Origin of the sequence: Eudoraea sp., from assembly GCF_049665975.1 — a bacterium.
GTDB lineage: Bacteria > Bacteroidota > Bacteroidia > Flavobacteriales > Flavobacteriaceae > Eudoraea.
In genome coordinates this window covers 1-17300 of sequence record NZ_JBATGR010000066.1, presented here as the reverse complement: position 1 = coordinate 17300, position 17300 = coordinate 1, and the positions used below count along the sequence as shown (strand labels likewise).

Below are 17300 nucleotides of genomic sequence, written 5' to 3'. Positions count from 1 at the left end.
GATTTTTGCACCCCAATTATTTTTGCGTCAAACAAGACCATATCTAAACAGAAGAACGACCTCGGAATCGATATTAACTACAATGGCATTAAGGAAGTTTCAAGGGCCATAGCGGGAAAAGTTAATGTAATAAATGTTTGGAACGAGATGCCAAATATACAATATGGGAAAGCTACGGAAGAAAGTGGCGCCTATGCTTTAAAGTCACTTCGGGCTGCCGTTGATGCCTTAAAAAAGAATGAAATAGATTTACTTGTAACGGCTCCTATTAACAAAAACAATATACAAACCAAGGATTTTAACTTCCCTGGACATACAGATTATCTGGCGAGTGAACTGGAAGGAGAAAGTTTAATGTTTATGGTCACTGATACCTTAAGGATAGGATTGTTAACAGATCATCTGGCTGTAAAAGATGTACCTGAGGCCATTACACCTAAAGTTATACGCAATAAAATCCGGATCATGGAAGAGACATTAAGAATGGATTTTGGGATACGAAAACCAAAAATTGCTCTTTTGGGGATTAATCCTCATAGCGGAGATAACGGGGTCATCGGCAAAGAGGATGATGAAGTATTAAAGCCGGTTATTCGTGAATTATCAGATGAGGGACACTTGGTATATGGCCCTTATGCAGCGGACAGTTTTTTCGGATCTGAAGGATATAAGAGCTTTGATGCAATTCTGGCAGCGTATCACGATCAGGGTTTAATCCCATTTAAAACCCTCTCTTTTGGGAAGGGGGTCAATTTTACTGCTGGTCTTTCAAAAATACGTACATCTCCTTATCATGGTACGGCATACGAAATAGCAGGTAAAGGAGAAGCAGATCCGGGTTCATTTAAAGAAGCAGTTTTTATGGCAATAAATATTTTCAGGAAAAGGAAAGAGTTTCAAAAACTCATGAAAAATCCATTGCAAAAACAGAATATGAAACGAGCATGATATTAATATAACGTCATTAGTTTAAACATAATTCCTAAGAAATATATTTTCTTTTTAATTGGGGTTTTAGAAAAAAAAAGTATCTTTGCACGCCTTAAACTAGTGTATAAAGAGATGAAGAATAAGGAATACAGTATTCCTTTTGCAGGATTAAAACAAGGGAAACACAAGTTTGAATATCAAATAGACAATACGTTCTTTGAATCTTTTGATTACCATGAATTTAATGATGCGGAGATTAAACTTCACATTGTATTAGACAGGATGTCAACAGTTCTTGAGCTTGAAATGAAGACTAAGGGAACAGTAAATCTCTATTGCGATCTTACAAATGAACCCTATGATCAAAAAATAAAAGCTTCTTTGAAACTTTTGGTAAAGTTTGGGGCCGTTTACAATGACGAAGATGATGAGATACTCATTATTCCACATGGAGACCATCAGGTTAATATTTCGCAATACGTTTACGAAATGATAATATTGTCAGTACCTTCCAAACGTATACACCCGGGGGTATTAGACGGCACATTAGATTCCAAAGCACTTAAGAGGCTTGAAGAATTGCAACCAAAAGAGAACAAGAAAGACAAAAATAAAATAGATCCCAGATGGGAGGCATTAAAAAAATTACTAACGGATAAATAGATTACAAAATGGCACATCCTAAAAGGAAAATATCCAGAACAAGAAGAGATAAGAGAAGAACTCACTATAAGGCCATAGCGCCAACTCTTGCAAAGGATCCAACAACAGGAGAAATGCATCTTTATCACAGAGCTCATTGGCACGAAGGTAAATTGTATTACCGCGGACAAGTTCTAATTGATAAAACAGAAGAAGAAACAGTATAGCATACTCTTGCTATAATTTTAGACTCCCACTTATAATTAATGGGAGTTTTTTTATGGAGTAGACTAAAATCTTTAAAAATTACCTTTTTAGGCAAAAAGTCCTAAAAAATGACTATTTTTCACCAATTTTCGACCATTTTTTAGGGTTTCTTGATAAAACCAAACTTACTATGGGTAGAATAACAGCGGCAATTACAGCTGTAGGGGCTTATGTACCAGACTTCAGGTTAACCAATAAAATGTTGGAAACCATGGTTGATACCACAGACGAATGGATTACCACCAGAACAGGGATTAAGGAAAGAAGAATACTTAAAGATAAGGATAAAGGGACTTCTTACCTGGCTATTAAAGCGGCTGAAAATTTAATTAGTAAGTCTAATTTGGATCCTGCTGATATTGATTTGGTTATTGTTGGAACTGCAACACCAGATTTACCGGTTGCTTCAACATCCGCCTATGTTGCTTCACAAATTGGGGCTGTAAATGCCTTTTCCTTTGACATGCAGGCCGCCTGCTCAAACTTTTTATTTGGGATGTCTGCCGCAGCGCGCTATATAGAATCTGGCAAGTATAAAAAGGTCCTTCTGATAGGAGCAGATAAAATGTCTTCTATTCTTGATTACACTGAAAGAACCACCTGTATTATTTTTGGTGATGGGGCCGGAGCGGTTCTCTTTGAAGCCAATTCTGAGGGATTAGGATTGCAGGACGAATATTTGAGATCGGATGGTAAGGGAAGAGAGTTTTTAAAGATTGAAGCAGGGGGATCGTTAATGCCTTCTTCTGAAGAAACCGTCAAAAACAAAAAACATTATGTTTATCAGGACGGGAAATCGGTTTTTAAATTTGCTGTTTCAAATATGGCCGATGTGGCTGCCAAAATAATGGAACGTAATAATCTCACACATGATGATGTAGATTGGTTAATCCCGCATCAGGCGAACAAAAGAATTATAGACGCTACAGCAAACAGAATGGAATTGGAATCTTCCAAAGTGATGATGAATATTGATAAATATGGTAATACAACTTCGGCAACCTTACCATTACTGCTTTCTGATTACGAAAAGAAACTTAAAAAAGGGGATGATCTGGTATTTGCGGCTTTTGGCGGTGGATTCACCTGGGGATCCATATATTTAAAATGGGCATATAATAGCAATAACGAATAAAAATAGAATTCCATGGATATAAAAGAAATTCAAAGTCTAATTAAATTTGTAGCAAAATCGGGAGCGAGCGAAGTAAAGCTGGAAACCGATGATATTAAGATCACTATTAGAACTGGGGCCTTAAATCCTGCTCCGGAAACTACTACCTATTTACAGCAAATTCCGGTAGGGACAGCTCCGGTGGGACAATCCTTAACTCCTGCACCAACCGAAGGTGATGGTGCCTCTGGTGCAAATACAGATGCATCCAGCCCAGAAGAGGATTCCAGATATATTACTATTAAATCTCCCATTATAGGGACTTTTTATAGAAAACCATCTCCGGACAAACCTGCATTTGTTGAGGTTGGCGCCAATATAGCACAGGGTGATGTACTATGTGTAATTGAAGCAATGAAACTATTCAATGATATTGAATCTGAAGTTTCAGGTAAAATCATAAAAGTATTAGTTGAGGATTCTTCTCCGGTAGAATTTGACCAGCCATTGTTCCTGGTAGATCCCTCTTAATTTTATTTATAAGAACTTGTAATCAAAAACATTTTTAAGTATTTGAATCCGGGTTCTTGAGAATTCTATAGTAAAAGCTATGTTTAAAAAAATACTTATTGCAAATCGAGGTGAAATAGCCTTACGTATTATACGTACCTGCAAGGAAATGGGCATAAAAACCGTGGCTGTTTACTCCAAAGCAGATGAAGAGAGCTTACATGTCCGGTTTGCGGATGAGGCGGTTTGTATTGGCCCTGCACCCAGTAGCGAGTCCTATTTGAAAATACCCAATATAATTGCAGCAGCAGAAATCACGAATGCAGATGCAATTCATCCTGGCTATGGATTTTTATCAGAAAATTCTAAATTTTCTAGAATTTGTGCAGAGCATGAAATTAAATTTATTGGTGCATCCGGAGATCAGATTGATAAAATGGGCGATAAGGCTACGGCCAAAGAAACCATGAAATTGGCTGGGGTACCGGTAATTCCAGGTTCAGAAGGTTTGCTGAAAGATGTTAGGCATGCCAAAAAGGAAGCAAAGAAGATGGGATACCCCGTAATGCTAAAAGCTACTGCCGGTGGTGGTGGAAAAGGCATGAGGGCCGTTTGGAAGGAAGAGAATATTGAAGCGGCTTTTGAAAGTGCCGTGCAGGAGGCTACGGCCGCCTTTGGAAATGGCGCGATGTACATGGAAAAGCTTATTGAAGAACCCAGGCATATTGAAATTCAAGTTATAGGTGACCAATATGGGAATGCATGTCACCTTTCAGAACGAGATTGCTCAATCCAGCGCAGACATCAGAAACTCACGGAAGAAACCCCTTCCCCTTTTATGACAGATAACCTTAGGGAAGCTATGGGAAATGCTGCAGTAAAGGCGGCGGAGTTTATAAAATATGAAGGTGCCGGAACAGTAGAATTCTTGGTAGATAAGCACCGTGAATTTTATTTTATGGAAATGAATACACGTATTCAGGTAGAACATCCTATTACTGAACAGGTAGTGGATTATGACTTGATTAGGGAACAGATTCTCGTAGCTGGCGGAGTGCCTATTTCGGGCAAAAATTATGTCCCAAAACTTCATGCCATTGAATGCAGGATTAACGCAGAAGACCCCTATAATGATTTCAGGCCTTCACCTGGCAAAATAACTACATTACACACCCCTGGAGGTCATGGGGTTCGATTAGATACGCATGTTTACAGCGGATATACAATTGTTCCGAATTATGATTCCATGATTGCCAAGCTGATTACTTCAGCCCAGACCAGGGAAGAGGCAATAAATAAAATGAAACGAGCTTTGGACGAATTTGTAATTGAAGGAATAGCTACAACTATTCCGTTTCACAGGCAATTAATGGACCATCCGGATTACCTGGCGGGGAATTATACCACCAAATTCATGGAAGATTTTAAAATGGATCCTAAACCAGAAGAATAGAATATGAACTCCGGCAATCGTCGGAGTTTTTTATAAAACAATGAATCTTAGTTATTGGGAATATAAAACTTGGTTATCCAACATTGATTTTACTATTGTTGGAAGTGGTATTGTGGGGCTTAATTGCGCATATTATTTGAGCAAAAAATATCCAAAAGCAAAAATATTAATTCTTGAAAAAGGTACTTTACCCCAGGGTGCGAGTACAAAAAATGCGGGATTTGCATGTTTTGGGAGTATCTCAGAAATTGTTAGCGACCTTAAAACCCATTCTCAGCAAGAAGTGTTAGAACTGGTAAAAAGCAGATGGGAAGGGATTCAATTATTGCGCGCTACTTTGGGGGATTCCAAAATAGATTTTCAACAACATGGAGGGCATGAACTTTTTTTAAAAGAACACACCAAATTATTTAGCGACTGCTCCCAATCTCTCAGTACAATTAATAATTTGCTCAAGCCTGTTTATGGCGAAGATGCATATTATTTCCATCCAAACAATTTTAACTTTAATAAGATTCAGAATCAATATATCACCAGTAGGTTTGAAGCACAAATTAATACCGGAGCTATGATGAATGCTTTGCTTTCATTGGTCCTTAATGCTGGAGTAAATATATTAAATTCAATTACCCTTACCTCTTTTGATGACAGTCTTGGAAGCGTAAAGGTTTGTACCAACCAATTTGAATTTGAGACAAGAAAGCTTATAATCGCCACAAATGGATTTGCAGCTCAGCTTCTAAATGAAGATGTTAAACCCGCGAGGGCGCAGGTTTTGATAACAAAACCAATTAAAAATCTTCAGATTAAAGGTACTTTTCACCTCGATGAGGGATTTTATTACTTTAGAAATATTGATAATCGTATCCTTCTAGGCGGGGGTAGAAATCTGGATTTCAAAACGGAAGAAACATCAGAATTTGGAGAAACACAACTAATTCAGAATCGCCTGGACAGCATGTTACAAGAAATCATATTGCCTAACACAGATTTTGAAATTGAACGCAGATGGAGCGGAATTATGGGGATAGGTAATACAAAGAGACCAATTGTAAAGCAACTTTCGGATAACTTAATATGCGGAGTAAGGCTTGGAGGAATGGGGATTGCAATAGGTAGCCTGGTGGGAAAAAAATTAGCCGATTTGGCCTGATATGGAAATTTCAGTAACCATTAAGGACGAATTACGTAGATTTTGTGAATCATTTGCAGGGGATAGGATTCAACGCATCCAGAATAATATAAATAGCATCAACGATTCTCTAAAATCTGAGACAAAGAGTAGCGCTGGGGATAAACATGAAACGGGGAGGGCTATGATCCAACTTGAAAGGGAGAAGTTGGGGCATCAGCTATATGAAGCGGAAAAGATGAGACAGGCTTTAGCAGGGATTAGTAAACTGGCAAGCCACACAAATATTGGTCAGGGCAGTCTTGTGATTACCACAGAGGGGGTGTATTATATTTCAATTTCGGCGGGAGCCTTCAAAAAGGGCCCCACCCAAATATATTGTGTTTCTTCACTTAGTCCTATTGGAAAAAATTTATTGGGAAAATCTGTAGGGCATTGTTTTGATTTTAATCAAAAAACGATTTGTATTAAAAAGGTTCTTTAACCTTTTTAATAAAGGAATTCCTTAAAACTACTAAGAATAATATATTTTTCAATAAATTGTTCTATGCCACCGGCAACCTTTACATAATCCATATTAATATGAAAGTTTTTAGGGTATATAATGGGATTCTGATTGAAAAAAAAGGATTATTCTATCTTCTGGCAGGGGAAGATTGGGATTCGTTTATTAATGACGATAACCTTTTTACAAAGATTGAGCATCTGATTTCCGGGATGGATCCCGTACAAGATCCGGAAGCTTATGTAAAAAGAGGATTCCTTGCCCCCGCAGAAAAACAGGAGATCTGGGCTAGTGGAGTTACTTATTTCAATAGCAAACTAGGACGTGAGGAGGAATCAAGAGAAAAAGGAGGCAGTAATTTTTATGCCAGAGTATATGTTGCCGAACGGCCAGAATTATTCTTTAAGTCTATGGGCTACAGAGCGGTTGGTTCAGGAGGTAAAGTTAGGATAAGAAAAGATTCTACCTGGGATGTTCCGGAACCTGAGTTAACGCTTGTAATTAGTTCAACCGGTAAAATTATTGGATATACTATTGGGAATGATATGAGTTCCAGAAGTATTGAAGGAGAAAATCCTTTGTATTTACCCCAGGCAAAGACTTATGATGGTTCCGCAGCTATTGGTCCCTGTATTTTAGTCGTTGAGGGACCCCTTCCTAAATCAACAATAATACGGCTTGAAATAATCAGGGCTGGGAAACAGGTATTCACCGGTGAGATTGCGATTGATCAAATAAAACGCAAGTTTGAAGATTTGGTAAGTTACCTCTATGCAGAAAATTCTTTTCCCTTTGGCAGCCTTTTAATGACAGGAACCGGGATAGTACCGTCTGCTGATTTTACTTTGCAAAAAGATGATGAAATAAAAATTGAAATTGATGGAATTGGCACTTTAATAAATACTGTTGACCAATAATAAATTTATTCATCTTCCGGTTTTTTCCGGCTCGTTTTCTTCTTTGCTACTACTCTTTTACTTTTTAATCTTTTCTCTACTGAAGCTTTTGAAGGAGAAGTTTTTTTACGCTTTTTTGGAACTTTAAGCGCTTCCTCCAGTAGTTTTAGTAAACGGTCTTCTGCAATTTCCCGATTCTTATGTTGACTCCGTGATTCATCACATAGAACCCGGAGTTTATTTTCTGATGTAAGTCGTTTTTTGAGTTTTTTAAATAAGCGTTCTTTTTCAGATTGATTAAATGCTTTGGAACGCGCCAGGTTTAAAATAAGTTCTACTTTTGTGGATACTTTATTAACATGCTGGCCACCTGCACCACCGCTTCGGACGGCTCTGAACTTTAATTCCTGTAAAACCAAGTCTTTGTTCATCGTGCAAAGGTAGATTAGAGTTTTAACCGTTGGTTAATTGTTTCAATGGAAATATTGAGAAAAACTTCTGTTTCGATCTCTATATTCTGTTCTGAATTGAAATAGATTATTTGCTCTTCTGTAAATCCTTCAACCAGATAATGACTTCCCATCGGATAGGTTTTTTTTACAACCACAGGGAGACCGGAATTTCGGGATACCTTAAATTCATGCGCGTATACAATAATTTTTCGTTGGGTATCTGCGTATGATTTGATAATATTGATAGGAACCAAATTGGCTTCGCCAAAAAGAGAAGCAATATAAAGATTTCGGGGAGTCTTATATAATTTAAGAATTGGTTCCTGTGCTAATATCTGCGTATCCTTTAGTACGAGTACGTTATCTGCAAATGGCAGTATATCATTGTGGTCATGAGTGGCGGTTAAGCAAGTTATCTTCTCTTCCTTCAGATAGTTAAACAGATTTCTTCTTAAGCTGTTTTTTCTGAAATTATCTATATGACTAAATGGTTCATCCAGTAGCAATACCTCAGGTTTCTGGGCTAAAGCCCTCGCCAGGGCAACGCGTTGTTGCTGTCCAATACTAAGATTCTTTACTTTGGTTTTTGCAAACCTTTTCATTTCTATAATATCAAGCAACTCTTCAGTACGTTCTTTTAGTTCTTTGGGATAAAATACGGAAAGAAATTCAGAAATATTTTCAGCCACGGTAGTAACCCCCATAAGGTCGAACCCCTGCGACATATACTTCATGTAGGACTCTCCGGGGACAAGATTATATTGCGGCCCCTTAATTTGTTTTTTCCCCCAATAAAGTTCTCCCTGAGCCGGTTGAAGAGATCCGTAAATTAGCTTTAATAAGGTGCTTTTACCACATCCGCTTTCACCCATTATTCCCAGATGTTCTCCTCTATCAACAGAGAAACTAATATCATCCAGTACAGAATCCTTGTCATAGGCAAAAGATAGACCGGTTATTTTTAACATGACTTTTATCTTAAACGACTTCTAATAAAAAATCCGTTTCCACAGAAACGGATTTTGCTCTGAATTATTGATAGTTACTCCTTAAATTCCTTTATCACGGCCTTATTTGGCAGCTCCTTATAGTTCATATTATAAAAAGTAAATGCAAAAATATCGGCATATTGTTCAATTATTTTACTCACAGGGGTCCCTGCTCCATGCCCTGCATTAGTTTCAATCCGAATAAGAGTAGGGTTAGAACCAGATTGCTTCTCCTGAAGTTCGGCTGCAAATTTAAAGCTATGGGCGGGTACAACCCGATCATCATGGTCTCCTGTTGTAATCAAGGTGGCAGGATATTCGACTCCTTCTTTTACATTGTGAATGGGGGAATAAGCTTTCAGGTATTGAAACATTTCTTCACTATCTTCAGAAGTACCATAATCATAGTGCCATCCTGCTCCTGCAGTGAACGTATGATAACGCAGCATGTCCAGAACACCTACAGCCGGTAGCGCCACTTTCATGAGTTCAGGTCTTTGAGTCATCGTAGCCCCCACTAAAAGACCACCATTAGAACCCCCTCTTATTGCCAGGTTTTCCGATGAGGTATATTTATTCTCTATAAGGTACTCTGCCGCAGCTATAAAATCGTCAAATACATTTTGCTTTTTGGTTTTTATACCAGAATTGTGCCATTTTTTTCCATATTCTCCACCACCCCTCAAATTAGGTACTGCATAAACACCTCCTTGTTCCATCCAAACGGCATTGACAATACTGAAAGAAGGGGTAAGACTAATATTGAACCCGCCATAACCATAAAGTATAGTAGGGTTTTTGGAATTAAGTTTTAGTCCCTTTTTATAGGTTATAATCATTGGGATTTCTGTTCCATCTTTGGAGGTGTAAAACACCTGCTTAGACTCATAATCATCTGAATTGAAATCAATTTCCGGTGTCCAGTGGGGGACATAATTACCTGTTTCAACGTTGTATTTATAAGAGGAACCCGGAGTATAATAATTAGTAAATGAAAAGTAAAATTCTTTTTCTTCTTTTTTACCACCAAAACCGCTTGCACTACCTATACCGGGAAGCTCTATTTCACGTATAAGTTTACCCTCATAGTCATATTGAAAAACTTTGGATATCGCATCTATCATATACTCTGCAAAGAAGTAACCCCCGCCGGTATTTGGGCTAAGAACATTCTCCGTTTCAGGAATAAATTCTTCCCAGTTTTCTTGACCTGGGTCTGAAGCATCTACAGTTATGATCTTCTTATTAGGAGCATTTAAATTGGTAACCAGGTAAAGCTTAGAACCTACATTTTCAAGGACATTGGTATCTGAATCTTCGTGATCTAATAGAGTTACCAGCTTACTGTCTGGCTTTTTCAAATCTTTTAAATAAAGCTTATTACCCGAGGTAGAATTTGCAGCTGAAATAAGGAGATAATTATTATCCTCAGTCACACTTGCACCTATATATCTGTGTTTTTCTTCAGGAACACCCCCAAAAATTAAAGCATCATCACTTTGCGGAGTGCCCAGTTTATGATAATATAGTTTATGTTGGTCTGTCTTATCAGAGAGTTCACTGCCTTTAGGTTTGTCATAGCTTGAATAATATAAACCTTCATTCCCAAACCAGGAAAGGCCGCTAAATTTTACATCATTGAGGGTGTCTTCAACAATAGTCTTCTCTTCGGTCTCTATAACAATTACCTTCCTCCAGTCACTACCTCCCTCGGAAATGGAGTAGGCAGCCATAGAACCATCTTTTGTAAAACTCAACCCCATTAATGAAGTAGTTCCATCTTCTGAAAAACTATTTGGGTCTAAAAAAACTTCGGCTTCCTGATTCTCCTTTTGACGATATACTACATATTGGTTTTGCAAACCATCGTTTTTATAAAAGTAGGTATATTCACCCTCTTTAAAAGGGGAACTAAGTTTCTCATAGTTCCATAGTTGCTCTAATCTGTTCTTCAGATCTTTCCTGAACGGTATTTTATCCAAATAGCCAAAAGTGACAGCGTTTTCTTGTTTAACCCATTTTTCCGTTTCTTCGCTACGGTCATCTTCTAACCAGCGATAGGGATCGTTGACTGTAGTCCCAAAATAATTGTCAACGGTATCTGCTTTTTTGGTCAATGGATAATTCACGGTAATGCTGTCTTTTTTTTCTGAATTTTTGCAAGAAGCGTTAATCAAAATTAGAAGTAATAGTATTCCAAAATTTCTCATCAGGCATAATTTTTTAAGGGCTAAAAATACCATAAAAAAACCTTTTATTTCTATTGCATTAATGGTTTAACAAATTTTATGATAGGGCTATCAGAGAAGTTTATTGTCCACCAGGTATTCAGCTATTTGAATGGCATTGGTAGCAGCACCTTTTCTGAGATTATCGGCAACTATCCACATGTTTAGAGTATTTCGCTGCGTTTCATCTCTTCGTATTCGTCCTACAAAAACATCGTCTTTGTCATGAGCATAAACCGGCATTGGATAAGTGTTGGTATCCGGATTGTCCTGTACAACGACTCCCGGAGTATTGTTCAGAATTCTTCTTATTTCATTTAGTTCAAAGTCAGATTCAAATTCAACGTTCACGGATTCAGAATGACCTCCAGCAGTAGGAATGCGCACGGCGGTTGCTGAAATAGAAAATGTACGGTCGTCTAGTATCTTTTGAGGTTCCCTGGCCAACTTCATTTCTTCTTTGGTATACCCATTTTCCATAAAAACGTCACAATGGGGCAGGGCATTCCTGTTGATAGGATATGGATATGCCATTTCACCTTGTATTCCGGCCATTTCATTCTCTAACTGTTTAACAGCTTTTACCCCGGTTCCCGAAACGGATTGATAGGTTGAAACGACCACCCGCCTCATTTTATATTTTGCATGTAAGGGAGCCAGTACCATAACAAGTTGAATAGTAGAACAATTTGGATTGGCAATTATTTTATCTTCTTTGGTTAATTTATTTGCATTGATTTCCGGAACAACCAATTTTTTTTCAGGATCCATACGCCAGGCCGACGAATTATCAATTACCGTGGTGCCAGCTGATGCAAATTTTGGCGCCCATTTTAGTGATGTATCCCCGCCGGCAGAAAAAATGGCCAAATCCGGACGTGCAGCTACGGCTTCAGCAAGGCCTATTACACTTATGGATTGCCCGTTATAGGACATCTTTTTTCCTACAGAGCGCTCAGAAGCGACCAATAATAGTTCAGTAATTGGAAAATCTCGCTCCTTTAGCACTTTCAGCATTACTTCGCCAACCATTCCGGTTGCGCCTACTACAGCTACCTTCATGTTTTTACTATTTAGAGCTCAAAGGTATTGTAACCAATGTTGATGAACAAGACTTTTTATTAGATTTATAGAATTATAACAAATTGTTATAATTAGAACACATATAAAAAATAGCCACCAATTTATTTTGCGAAATCTAATTGGTGGCCTTTAATTTAGTAATGTAGCGGTAACTCCCTTAAAAGGAGTTTTATTTCTTCTTATTTTTTTAATAAATCTCTTATTTGTGTTAATAGTTCTTCCTGACTTGGACCAGAGGGTGCAGGTGGTGCAGGTGGCGTTTTTGTTTTGTTATAAGCCTTAACAATAAGAAACATTACAAATCCTACAATTAAAAGATTAACAATGGTGTTTACCCATGCGCCCCATCGAACTGCATTTTCTGCTACATAGCCAGCTTCTCCTTCAGTCCCTGAGGTTTCTGTGAGGACATATTTTAAATTGGCAAAATCTACACCTCCGGCAAATTCACCTACAATTGGCATAATAATGTCGGCTACGAAGCCATTAATAACAAGGCCTATGGCCCCGGCCATAATTACAGCAACTGCAAAATCAATTACATTGCCAGTCATAATAAAATTTTTAAATTCTTTTAACATTACGTTAGTTTTTAAATGGTTAGATAATAAATGCGACGTAAGATACTCAAATTAATTGTTCTTAACAATATGTTAAATAGCATATCAAACTCCCGTAACTACCCTTTTAACTCTGTGAGATATACCGCTTAGAATTTCATAGGAAATTGTGTTTACTTGGGCTGCAAAAATCTCTGCGGAATGTCCTTTTCCAAAAACAATTACCTCATCACCTTCCTTGCAATCAATGCCCGTTACGTCTATCATGATCATATCCATACAAACATTTCCAATAATTGGTGCCTCCATATTATTCACTAAAACCGAAGCTTTTCCATTACCATATTGCCTTCCTATTCCGTCAGCATGCCCAAGAGGCAGAGTTGCAGTTTTTTTGGTGCCCCCGGCAATAAAAGCTCTATTGTAACCCACACTTTCATTAGGTTCTATCTTGTGTATCTGCGAGATTATTGTTTTTAATGTAGCCACAGGTCGCAACTTGGCATCATACCTGACTTCATTTCCATATCCGTAAAGGCCAATACCGCTTCGCACCATTTGGAATTGTGCTTCAGGATAATTGAATATTCCAGAGGTATTGAGAATATGCATAAATGGCCTAATTTTTAATTTGGAAGTAAATTTCTCGGCAATCTTTTCAAAGGATTTAATTTGATTTTGGCTGAATTCTTCTTCAGACTTGTCTTCAGAGGCCGCTAAATGAGAAAATATTGATTTTATTTTCAATTCTTTTCTATCCTCAACTTGCCCGGCAATATAATCTATATCATTTTCCGAAAATCCAAGCCTGTTGAGGCCTGTGTTGAATTTTAAATGTACGGGATAGGCTTTTTGTTTTTCTGTCTTAGAAGTTTTAAGAAATTCACGGAGCACTCTGGGGGAATATAAACTGGGTTCCAGACAATTTTTAATAACCATTGTATAATTGGAAGGTTGCGCATGCAATACAAGTATTGGTGTTTTTATTCCTGCCTCCCTCAAAACCCTTCCTTCATGAGCATAAGCCACCGCTATATAATCTACTCCTAGTTTCTCCAGTTTTTTTGCAATGATCACGGAATCACTTCCATAGGCAAAAGCCTTAACCACAGCTAAAAACATGGTTGAAGGATGTATTTTGCTTCTTAAATAATTGTAATTATGTTCTAAAGCCTCAAGATCCAACTCAAGTATAGTCTCTTTAACTTTAGGCATTGGCATCTTTTTTACTTTTCTTTATCTCCTCAGCTTCTACCTTCATTTTGTTAATTTTTTCTTTGAGCATAGCTTTGTAGAATGCCGCACGGCTTAAAGGTTCGTATTCTTCTGTTTCTCCCAATAGCACCAATTTATCATTATTAGATTTTCTAAAACTATAATTAGCAAGATTGCCGGTACGTGTGCAAATAGCATGAACTTTGGTTACGTATTCCGCAGTAGCCATTAGAGCGGGCATTGGCCCGAAAGGATTTCCTTTAAAATCCATATCAAGTCCGGCAACAACAACACGTATCCCCATATTTGCGAGATCATTGCAAACAGTCACAATTTCATCATCAAAGAATTGGGCTTCATCTATTCCAACCACATCACAGTCGTCTGCCAGAAGTCGGATATTTGCGGCCGCAGGAACAGGGGTGGAACGAATTTCATTTTCATCATGAGAGACTACTTTCTCTTCATGATATCTGGTATCTACAATAGGCTTAAATATTTCTACCTTTTGCTTTGCAAACTGGGCTCGTTTAAGCCTGCGAATCAACTCTTCCGTTTTTCCTGAAAACATTGAGCCGGAGATAACCTCTATCCAACCGAATTGTTCCTTATGATTAACAGTGTTTTCGAGAAACATTTTGTAATTTTAAGGCAAAGTAAGGGGTTTATACCCTTTATTTATAATTATGAAATATAAAAGTATTAAAAAAGATAGACCTTTACTGTTTAGTCTAAATAAAAAGAAATGAAGCGAAAACTGAAAGAGGAATTAATTAAGATGTCCACAGATATAATTACCTCAAGGGGTCTTACAGAAATGGAGATACCTGAATTATATGAAGCTGCGAGAACTCTATACGAAAAATTGGCCGTTCTTAAGTTCATTGATGAAAAACTCAACGATATTGAAATAGATGTATCCAAAAATGTATTGGCATCCAAGTTTGAAAAAATGGCGAATGCCGTTTTGAATGAAAGTAAATTGGTTCCCGAAAATAATCCTCACGAAGAAGATATTATTACTCAGGGAATTGATACGATAAAGGGTATGGTATCTGAAATGCCAAACAGCGAAGAAAATGACAGGCTTTTTGCAGAATTTGTGGCAAAACCTGAGACCCCAAAGACCGATAATAACAAAACCTCAGCACATATTTCTCCAGAAACAAAAGAAGCTTCCAGGCCCAAATCCTTGAATGACAAACTCACAAACAAGGAAATAACTGTAGGTTTAAACGATAGATTGGCTTTTGTTAAACATCTTTTTAATGATAGCACAGAGGACTTCAACAGGGTAATTTCCCAACTGAACACCATTGATTCTCATGAACGTTCTACGGCCTTCATTGAAAACATGGTTAAACCAGATTACAATCTATGGGCAGGAAAGGAAGAATATGAAACCAGGTTTCTTGCTCTTATTGAGCGTAGATTCTCATAAGTTCTAATACCGGGATTATTTCAATTATAAGAAATGTATATTGCTCATACTTCCTCAAAAAGAAGGTAAGATCTTAAAACAGTGCTAACAGGCAAGTTATTTATTGTTCCAACACCTATTGGAAATTTGGAGGATATTACCTTAAGAGCAATTAAAGTTCTTAAGGAGGTAAACCTGATATTGGCAGAAGATACTCGCACAAGCAATAAACTTTTACAGCACTATAATATAAACACTCCAATGCTGAGCCATCATATGCATAATGAACATAAATCGTTAGATGGTATTGTACGAAGACTTAAAAGTGGAGAGCAAATTGCACTTATTTCTGATGCCGGTACTCCCGCTATTTCCGATCCGGGGTTTTTACTAAGTCGGGCTTGTGTTGAACACGGAATCGAAATTGAATGTCTTCCGGGAGCAACTGCTTTTGTTCCTGCACTGGTTAATAGCGCACTTCCCAACGATCGATTTATCTTTGAAGGTTTCCTGCCAATTAAAAAAGGCAGACAAACCCGATTAAATGATTTGGCAGAAGAAACCCGAACTATGGTTTTCTATGAGTCTCCACATAAGCTTCTAAAGACTTTATCACAATTTGTAAGCTGTTTTGGGCCTGAACGGCCAATATCCGTTTCCAGGGAACTTACTAAAATGTATGAAGAAACCATTAGAGGCAATATATCAGAGGTCTTAGAACATTTTGAAAGCAAAACACCAAAAGGAGAATTTGTAATCGTTGTTGCCGGTAAAAAATAACAATAATCTTGCCCGGATCTGATTATAAGAATAACAAATTTGATGCAAGTAATGCAGGTTAATTATGTTTCCCCTTTTCCCATCCGTATTTACCCAAATAAAGCTCCCCACTTTCTACAGCTCCATCCTCAATAGTTGTTCCCATAGAATCGTTCCAACGATTCAGGTAACCAAAAAGAGAAATTACTCCCAGCATTTCAACAATCTCACCTTCATTCCAATACTTATACAATTCATTCTTGATGGTTCGATCTACCGCATTAGGAACCTGTGAAGCGGCCAGGGAAAAATCCAGAGCAGCTCGTTCAGCTTCCGAAAAGGCAGGATGAGTTCTGTACTCCCAAATATTATCCAATTGTTCCTGCCCCGCACCATAACGTTCTGCAGCTCTTATGGCATGGGCCTGACAATAACGACAACCAGTTGCATTACTGCTTACCCATGCAATCATTCTTTTGAGAGCAGAGGTCACCTTTCCTTCATTGGCCATAACCGCCTTGTTAAGGTTAATAAAAGCCTTCGATATTGCAGGTCTGTGTTGCATGGTTAGTACAGAATTTGGACAAAACCCAAGGGTTTCATTGAAGAATTCTGCTAATTCTTTAGTTTGCTGATCATGATTAGGATTAAGAGGTTGTACAAGTGGCATAGTGGTGGTATTTTTGTATTCCACAAGAAACGAAAAATTATGAGCACAACAAATCAAATTACAACCAAATGGTTAGGCAATATGGCCTTTGAAAGTACTAATCCCTCCGGATTAAATTTAAGAATAGATGCCGGTCCTGATGATGGAGGAGAGGGCAATGGCCTTAAACCTAAAGCTCTTATGCTTTCAGCTTTAGCAGGTTGTTCGGGTCTTGATGTAGCTATGCTTATAAAAAAAATGAAACTAGATGTGGCGAACTTTAGAATAGAGACCATTGCTAATTTAACGGATGAACACCCCAAATACTATGATTCCGTTACTGTAGAATATCATTTTTGGGGAGGTAATCTGGATGAAAAAAAATTGCAAAGAGCCATAGATCTTTCTGTTGAAAAGTATTGTGGTGTAATGGAAATGTTCAGAAGGTTTGCAAAGCTTGAAATAAAAACAATATTCCATAAAGATTGACACCCAT

At 37.7% G+C, this 17300-nt stretch carries 20 protein-coding genes; 12 read left to right on the top strand and 8 right to left on the bottom strand.

Going from position 1 to position 17300, the window contains the following annotated elements:
* From pdxA to WBN20_RS02820, 9 genes are all read left to right on the top strand, one after another.
* Positions 1-948 (top strand): 4-hydroxythreonine-4-phosphate dehydrogenase PdxA (gene pdxA, locus WBN20_RS02860; RefSeq protein WP_424280632.1); only part of this gene is annotated, 948 nt, incomplete at its 5' end.
* 114 nt (positions 949-1062) lie between these two features.
* Positions 1063-1593: a YceD family protein gene (locus tag WBN20_RS02855; RefSeq protein WP_424273395.1), complete on the top strand. Its 531-nt coding sequence runs from the start codon at positions 1063-1065 to the stop codon at positions 1591-1593.
* 8 nt (positions 1594-1601) lie between these two features.
* On the top strand, positions 1602-1799 hold the full coding sequence (gene rpmF, locus WBN20_RS02850; protein ID WP_424263651.1) for a 50S ribosomal protein L32: 198 nt from the start codon (positions 1602-1604) through the stop codon (positions 1797-1799).
* Positions 1800-1969: 170 nt separating this feature from the next.
* Positions 1970-2974 carry a beta-ketoacyl-ACP synthase III gene (locus tag WBN20_RS02845; RefSeq protein WP_424280631.1) on the top strand — a complete coding sequence of 335 codons (1005 nt, stop codon included), beginning with the start codon at positions 1970-1972 and terminating at the stop codon, positions 2972-2974.
* A 12-nt stretch (positions 2975-2986) separates the two neighbouring features.
* Complete coding sequence (gene accB, locus WBN20_RS02840; protein ID WP_424280630.1) at positions 2987-3484, top strand: acetyl-CoA carboxylase biotin carboxyl carrier protein; 498 nt, start codon at positions 2987-2989, stop codon at positions 3482-3484.
* Positions 3485-3563: 79 nt separating this feature from the next.
* Positions 3564-4916, top strand: coding sequence for an acetyl-CoA carboxylase biotin carboxylase subunit (gene accC / locus WBN20_RS02835; RefSeq protein WP_424274380.1), 1353 nt, complete (start codon positions 3564-3566; stop codon positions 4914-4916).
* 40 nt (positions 4917-4956) lie between these two features.
* Entirely contained in the window at positions 4957-6069 is a 1113-nt protein-coding gene (locus tag WBN20_RS02830) for an NAD(P)/FAD-dependent oxidoreductase (RefSeq protein ID WP_424280629.1), read from the top strand.
* Between the two features lies 1 nt (position 6070).
* Positions 6071-6532, top strand: a complete 462-nt coding sequence (locus WBN20_RS02825; protein WP_424271128.1) for a 3-oxoacyl-ACP synthase — start codon at positions 6071-6073, stop codon at positions 6530-6532.
* A 98-nt stretch (positions 6533-6630) separates the two neighbouring features.
* Positions 6631-7470 carry a fumarylacetoacetate hydrolase family protein gene (locus WBN20_RS02820; protein WP_424271127.1) on the top strand — a complete coding sequence of 280 codons (840 nt, stop codon included), beginning with the start codon at positions 6631-6633 and terminating at the stop codon, positions 7468-7470.
* A gap of 5 nt (positions 7471-7475) precedes the next feature.
* On the opposite strand, the gene arfB is transcribed toward WBN20_RS02820, so the two are convergent.
* The 7 genes from arfB to WBN20_RS02785 form a co-directional block, all read right to left on the bottom strand.
* A complete protein-coding gene (gene arfB / locus WBN20_RS02815) occupies positions 7476-7880 on the bottom strand; it encodes an alternative ribosome rescue aminoacyl-tRNA hydrolase ArfB (RefSeq protein WP_424271126.1) in 405 nt (134 codons plus the stop codon).
* Between the two features lie 14 nt (positions 7881-7894).
* Positions 7895-8869, bottom strand: coding sequence for a sulfate/molybdate ABC transporter ATP-binding protein (locus tag WBN20_RS02810; protein ID WP_424271125.1), 975 nt, complete (start codon positions 8867-8869; stop codon positions 7895-7897).
* 74 nt (positions 8870-8943) lie between these two features.
* Entirely contained in the window at positions 8944-11100 is a 2157-nt protein-coding gene (locus WBN20_RS02805; RefSeq protein WP_424280628.1) for a prolyl oligopeptidase family serine peptidase, read from the bottom strand.
* Between the two features lie 90 nt (positions 11101-11190).
* Entirely contained in the window at positions 11191-12180 is a 990-nt protein-coding gene (locus tag WBN20_RS02800; protein ID WP_424275743.1) for an aspartate-semialdehyde dehydrogenase, read from the bottom strand.
* Between the two features lie 200 nt (positions 12181-12380).
* On the bottom strand, positions 12381-12782 hold the full coding sequence (gene mscL, locus WBN20_RS02795) for a large conductance mechanosensitive channel protein MscL (protein WP_424275742.1): 402 nt from the start codon (positions 12780-12782) through the stop codon (positions 12381-12383).
* 84 nt (positions 12783-12866) lie between these two features.
* A complete protein-coding gene (gene alr / locus WBN20_RS02790) occupies positions 12867-13976 on the bottom strand; it encodes an alanine racemase (protein ID WP_424280627.1) in 1110 nt (369 codons plus the stop codon).
* Positions 13969-14613, bottom strand: coding sequence for a thymidine kinase (locus WBN20_RS02785; protein ID WP_424272313.1), 645 nt, complete (start codon positions 14611-14613; stop codon positions 13969-13971). The genes alr and WBN20_RS02785 overlap by 8 nt, the downstream gene beginning before the upstream one ends.
* A 108-nt stretch (positions 14614-14721) precedes the next feature.
* Here WBN20_RS02785 and WBN20_RS02780 point away from each other — a divergent pair, with 108 nt between their 5' ends.
* Together WBN20_RS02780 and rsmI are read left to right on the top strand one after the other, a co-directional pair.
* On the top strand, positions 14722-15417 hold the full coding sequence (locus WBN20_RS02780) for a hypothetical protein (protein WP_424272314.1): 696 nt from the start codon (positions 14722-14724) through the stop codon (positions 15415-15417).
* A gap of 81 nt (positions 15418-15498) precedes the next feature.
* Complete coding sequence (gene rsmI / locus WBN20_RS02775; RefSeq protein WP_424280626.1) at positions 15499-16176, top strand: 16S rRNA (cytidine(1402)-2'-O)-methyltransferase; 678 nt, start codon at positions 15499-15501, stop codon at positions 16174-16176.
* Between the two features lie 58 nt (positions 16177-16234).
* On the opposite strand, the gene WBN20_RS02770 is transcribed toward rsmI, so the two are convergent.
* A complete protein-coding gene (locus WBN20_RS02770; RefSeq protein WP_424280625.1) occupies positions 16235-16825 on the bottom strand; it encodes a carboxymuconolactone decarboxylase family protein in 591 nt (196 codons plus the stop codon).
* A 39-nt stretch (positions 16826-16864) separates the two neighbouring features.
* Here WBN20_RS02770 and WBN20_RS02765 point away from each other — a divergent pair, with 39 nt between their 5' ends.
* Entirely contained in the window at positions 16865-17293 is a 429-nt protein-coding gene (locus WBN20_RS02765; protein WP_424280624.1) for an OsmC family protein, read from the top strand.
* The last annotated feature ends 7 nt before the right edge of the window (positions 17294-17300 follow it).

Coding starts and splice junctions, on each gene's coding strand:
- WBN20_RS02830 (WP_424280629.1), top strand. CDS start 4,957: ATGAATCTTAGTTATTGGGAATATAAAACTTGGTTATCCAACATTGAT.
- WBN20_RS02845 (WP_424280631.1), top strand. CDS start 1,970: ATGGGTAGAATAACAGCGGCAATTACAGCTGTAGGGGCTTATGTACCA.
- WBN20_RS02785 (WP_424272313.1), bottom strand. CDS start 14,613: ATGTTTCTCGAAAACACTGTTAATCATAAGGAACAATTCGGTTGGATA.
- alr (WP_424280627.1), bottom strand. CDS start 13,976: ATGCCTAAAGTTAAAGAGACTATACTTGAGTTGGATCTTGAGGCTTTA.
- arfB (WP_424271126.1), bottom strand. CDS start 7,880: ATGAACAAAGACTTGGTTTTACAGGAATTAAAGTTCAGAGCCGTCCGA.
- WBN20_RS02810 (WP_424271125.1), bottom strand. CDS start 8,869: ATGTTAAAAATAACCGGTCTATCTTTTGCCTATGACAAGGATTCTGTA.
- rpmF (WP_424263651.1), top strand. CDS start 1,602: ATGGCACATCCTAAAAGGAAAATATCCAGAACAAGAAGAGATAAGAGA.
- WBN20_RS02855 (WP_424273395.1), top strand. CDS start 1,063: ATGAAGAATAAGGAATACAGTATTCCTTTTGCAGGATTAAAACAAGGG.
- WBN20_RS02765 (WP_424280624.1), top strand. CDS start 16,865: ATGAGCACAACAAATCAAATTACAACCAAATGGTTAGGCAATATGGCC.
- WBN20_RS02800 (WP_424275743.1), bottom strand. CDS start 12,180: ATGAAGGTAGCTGTAGTAGGCGCAACCGGAATGGTTGGCGAAGTAATG.
- WBN20_RS02825 (WP_424271128.1), top strand. CDS start 6,071: ATGGAAATTTCAGTAACCATTAAGGACGAATTACGTAGATTTTGTGAA.
- WBN20_RS02805 (WP_424280628.1), bottom strand. CDS start 11,100: ATGAGAAATTTTGGAATACTATTACTTCTAATTTTGATTAACGCTTCT.
- WBN20_RS02820 (WP_424271127.1), top strand. CDS start 6,631: ATGAAAGTTTTTAGGGTATATAATGGGATTCTGATTGAAAAAAAAGGA.
- mscL (WP_424275742.1), bottom strand. CDS start 12,782: ATGTTAAAAGAATTTAAAAATTTTATTATGACTGGCAATGTAATTGAT.
- WBN20_RS02780 (WP_424272314.1), top strand. CDS start 14,722: ATGAAGCGAAAACTGAAAGAGGAATTAATTAAGATGTCCACAGATATA.
- accC (WP_424274380.1), top strand. CDS start 3,564: ATGTTTAAAAAAATACTTATTGCAAATCGAGGTGAAATAGCCTTACGT.
- WBN20_RS02770 (WP_424280625.1), bottom strand. CDS start 16,825: ATGCCACTTGTACAACCTCTTAATCCTAATCATGATCAGCAAACTAAA.
- accB (WP_424280630.1), top strand. CDS start 2,987: ATGGATATAAAAGAAATTCAAAGTCTAATTAAATTTGTAGCAAAATCG.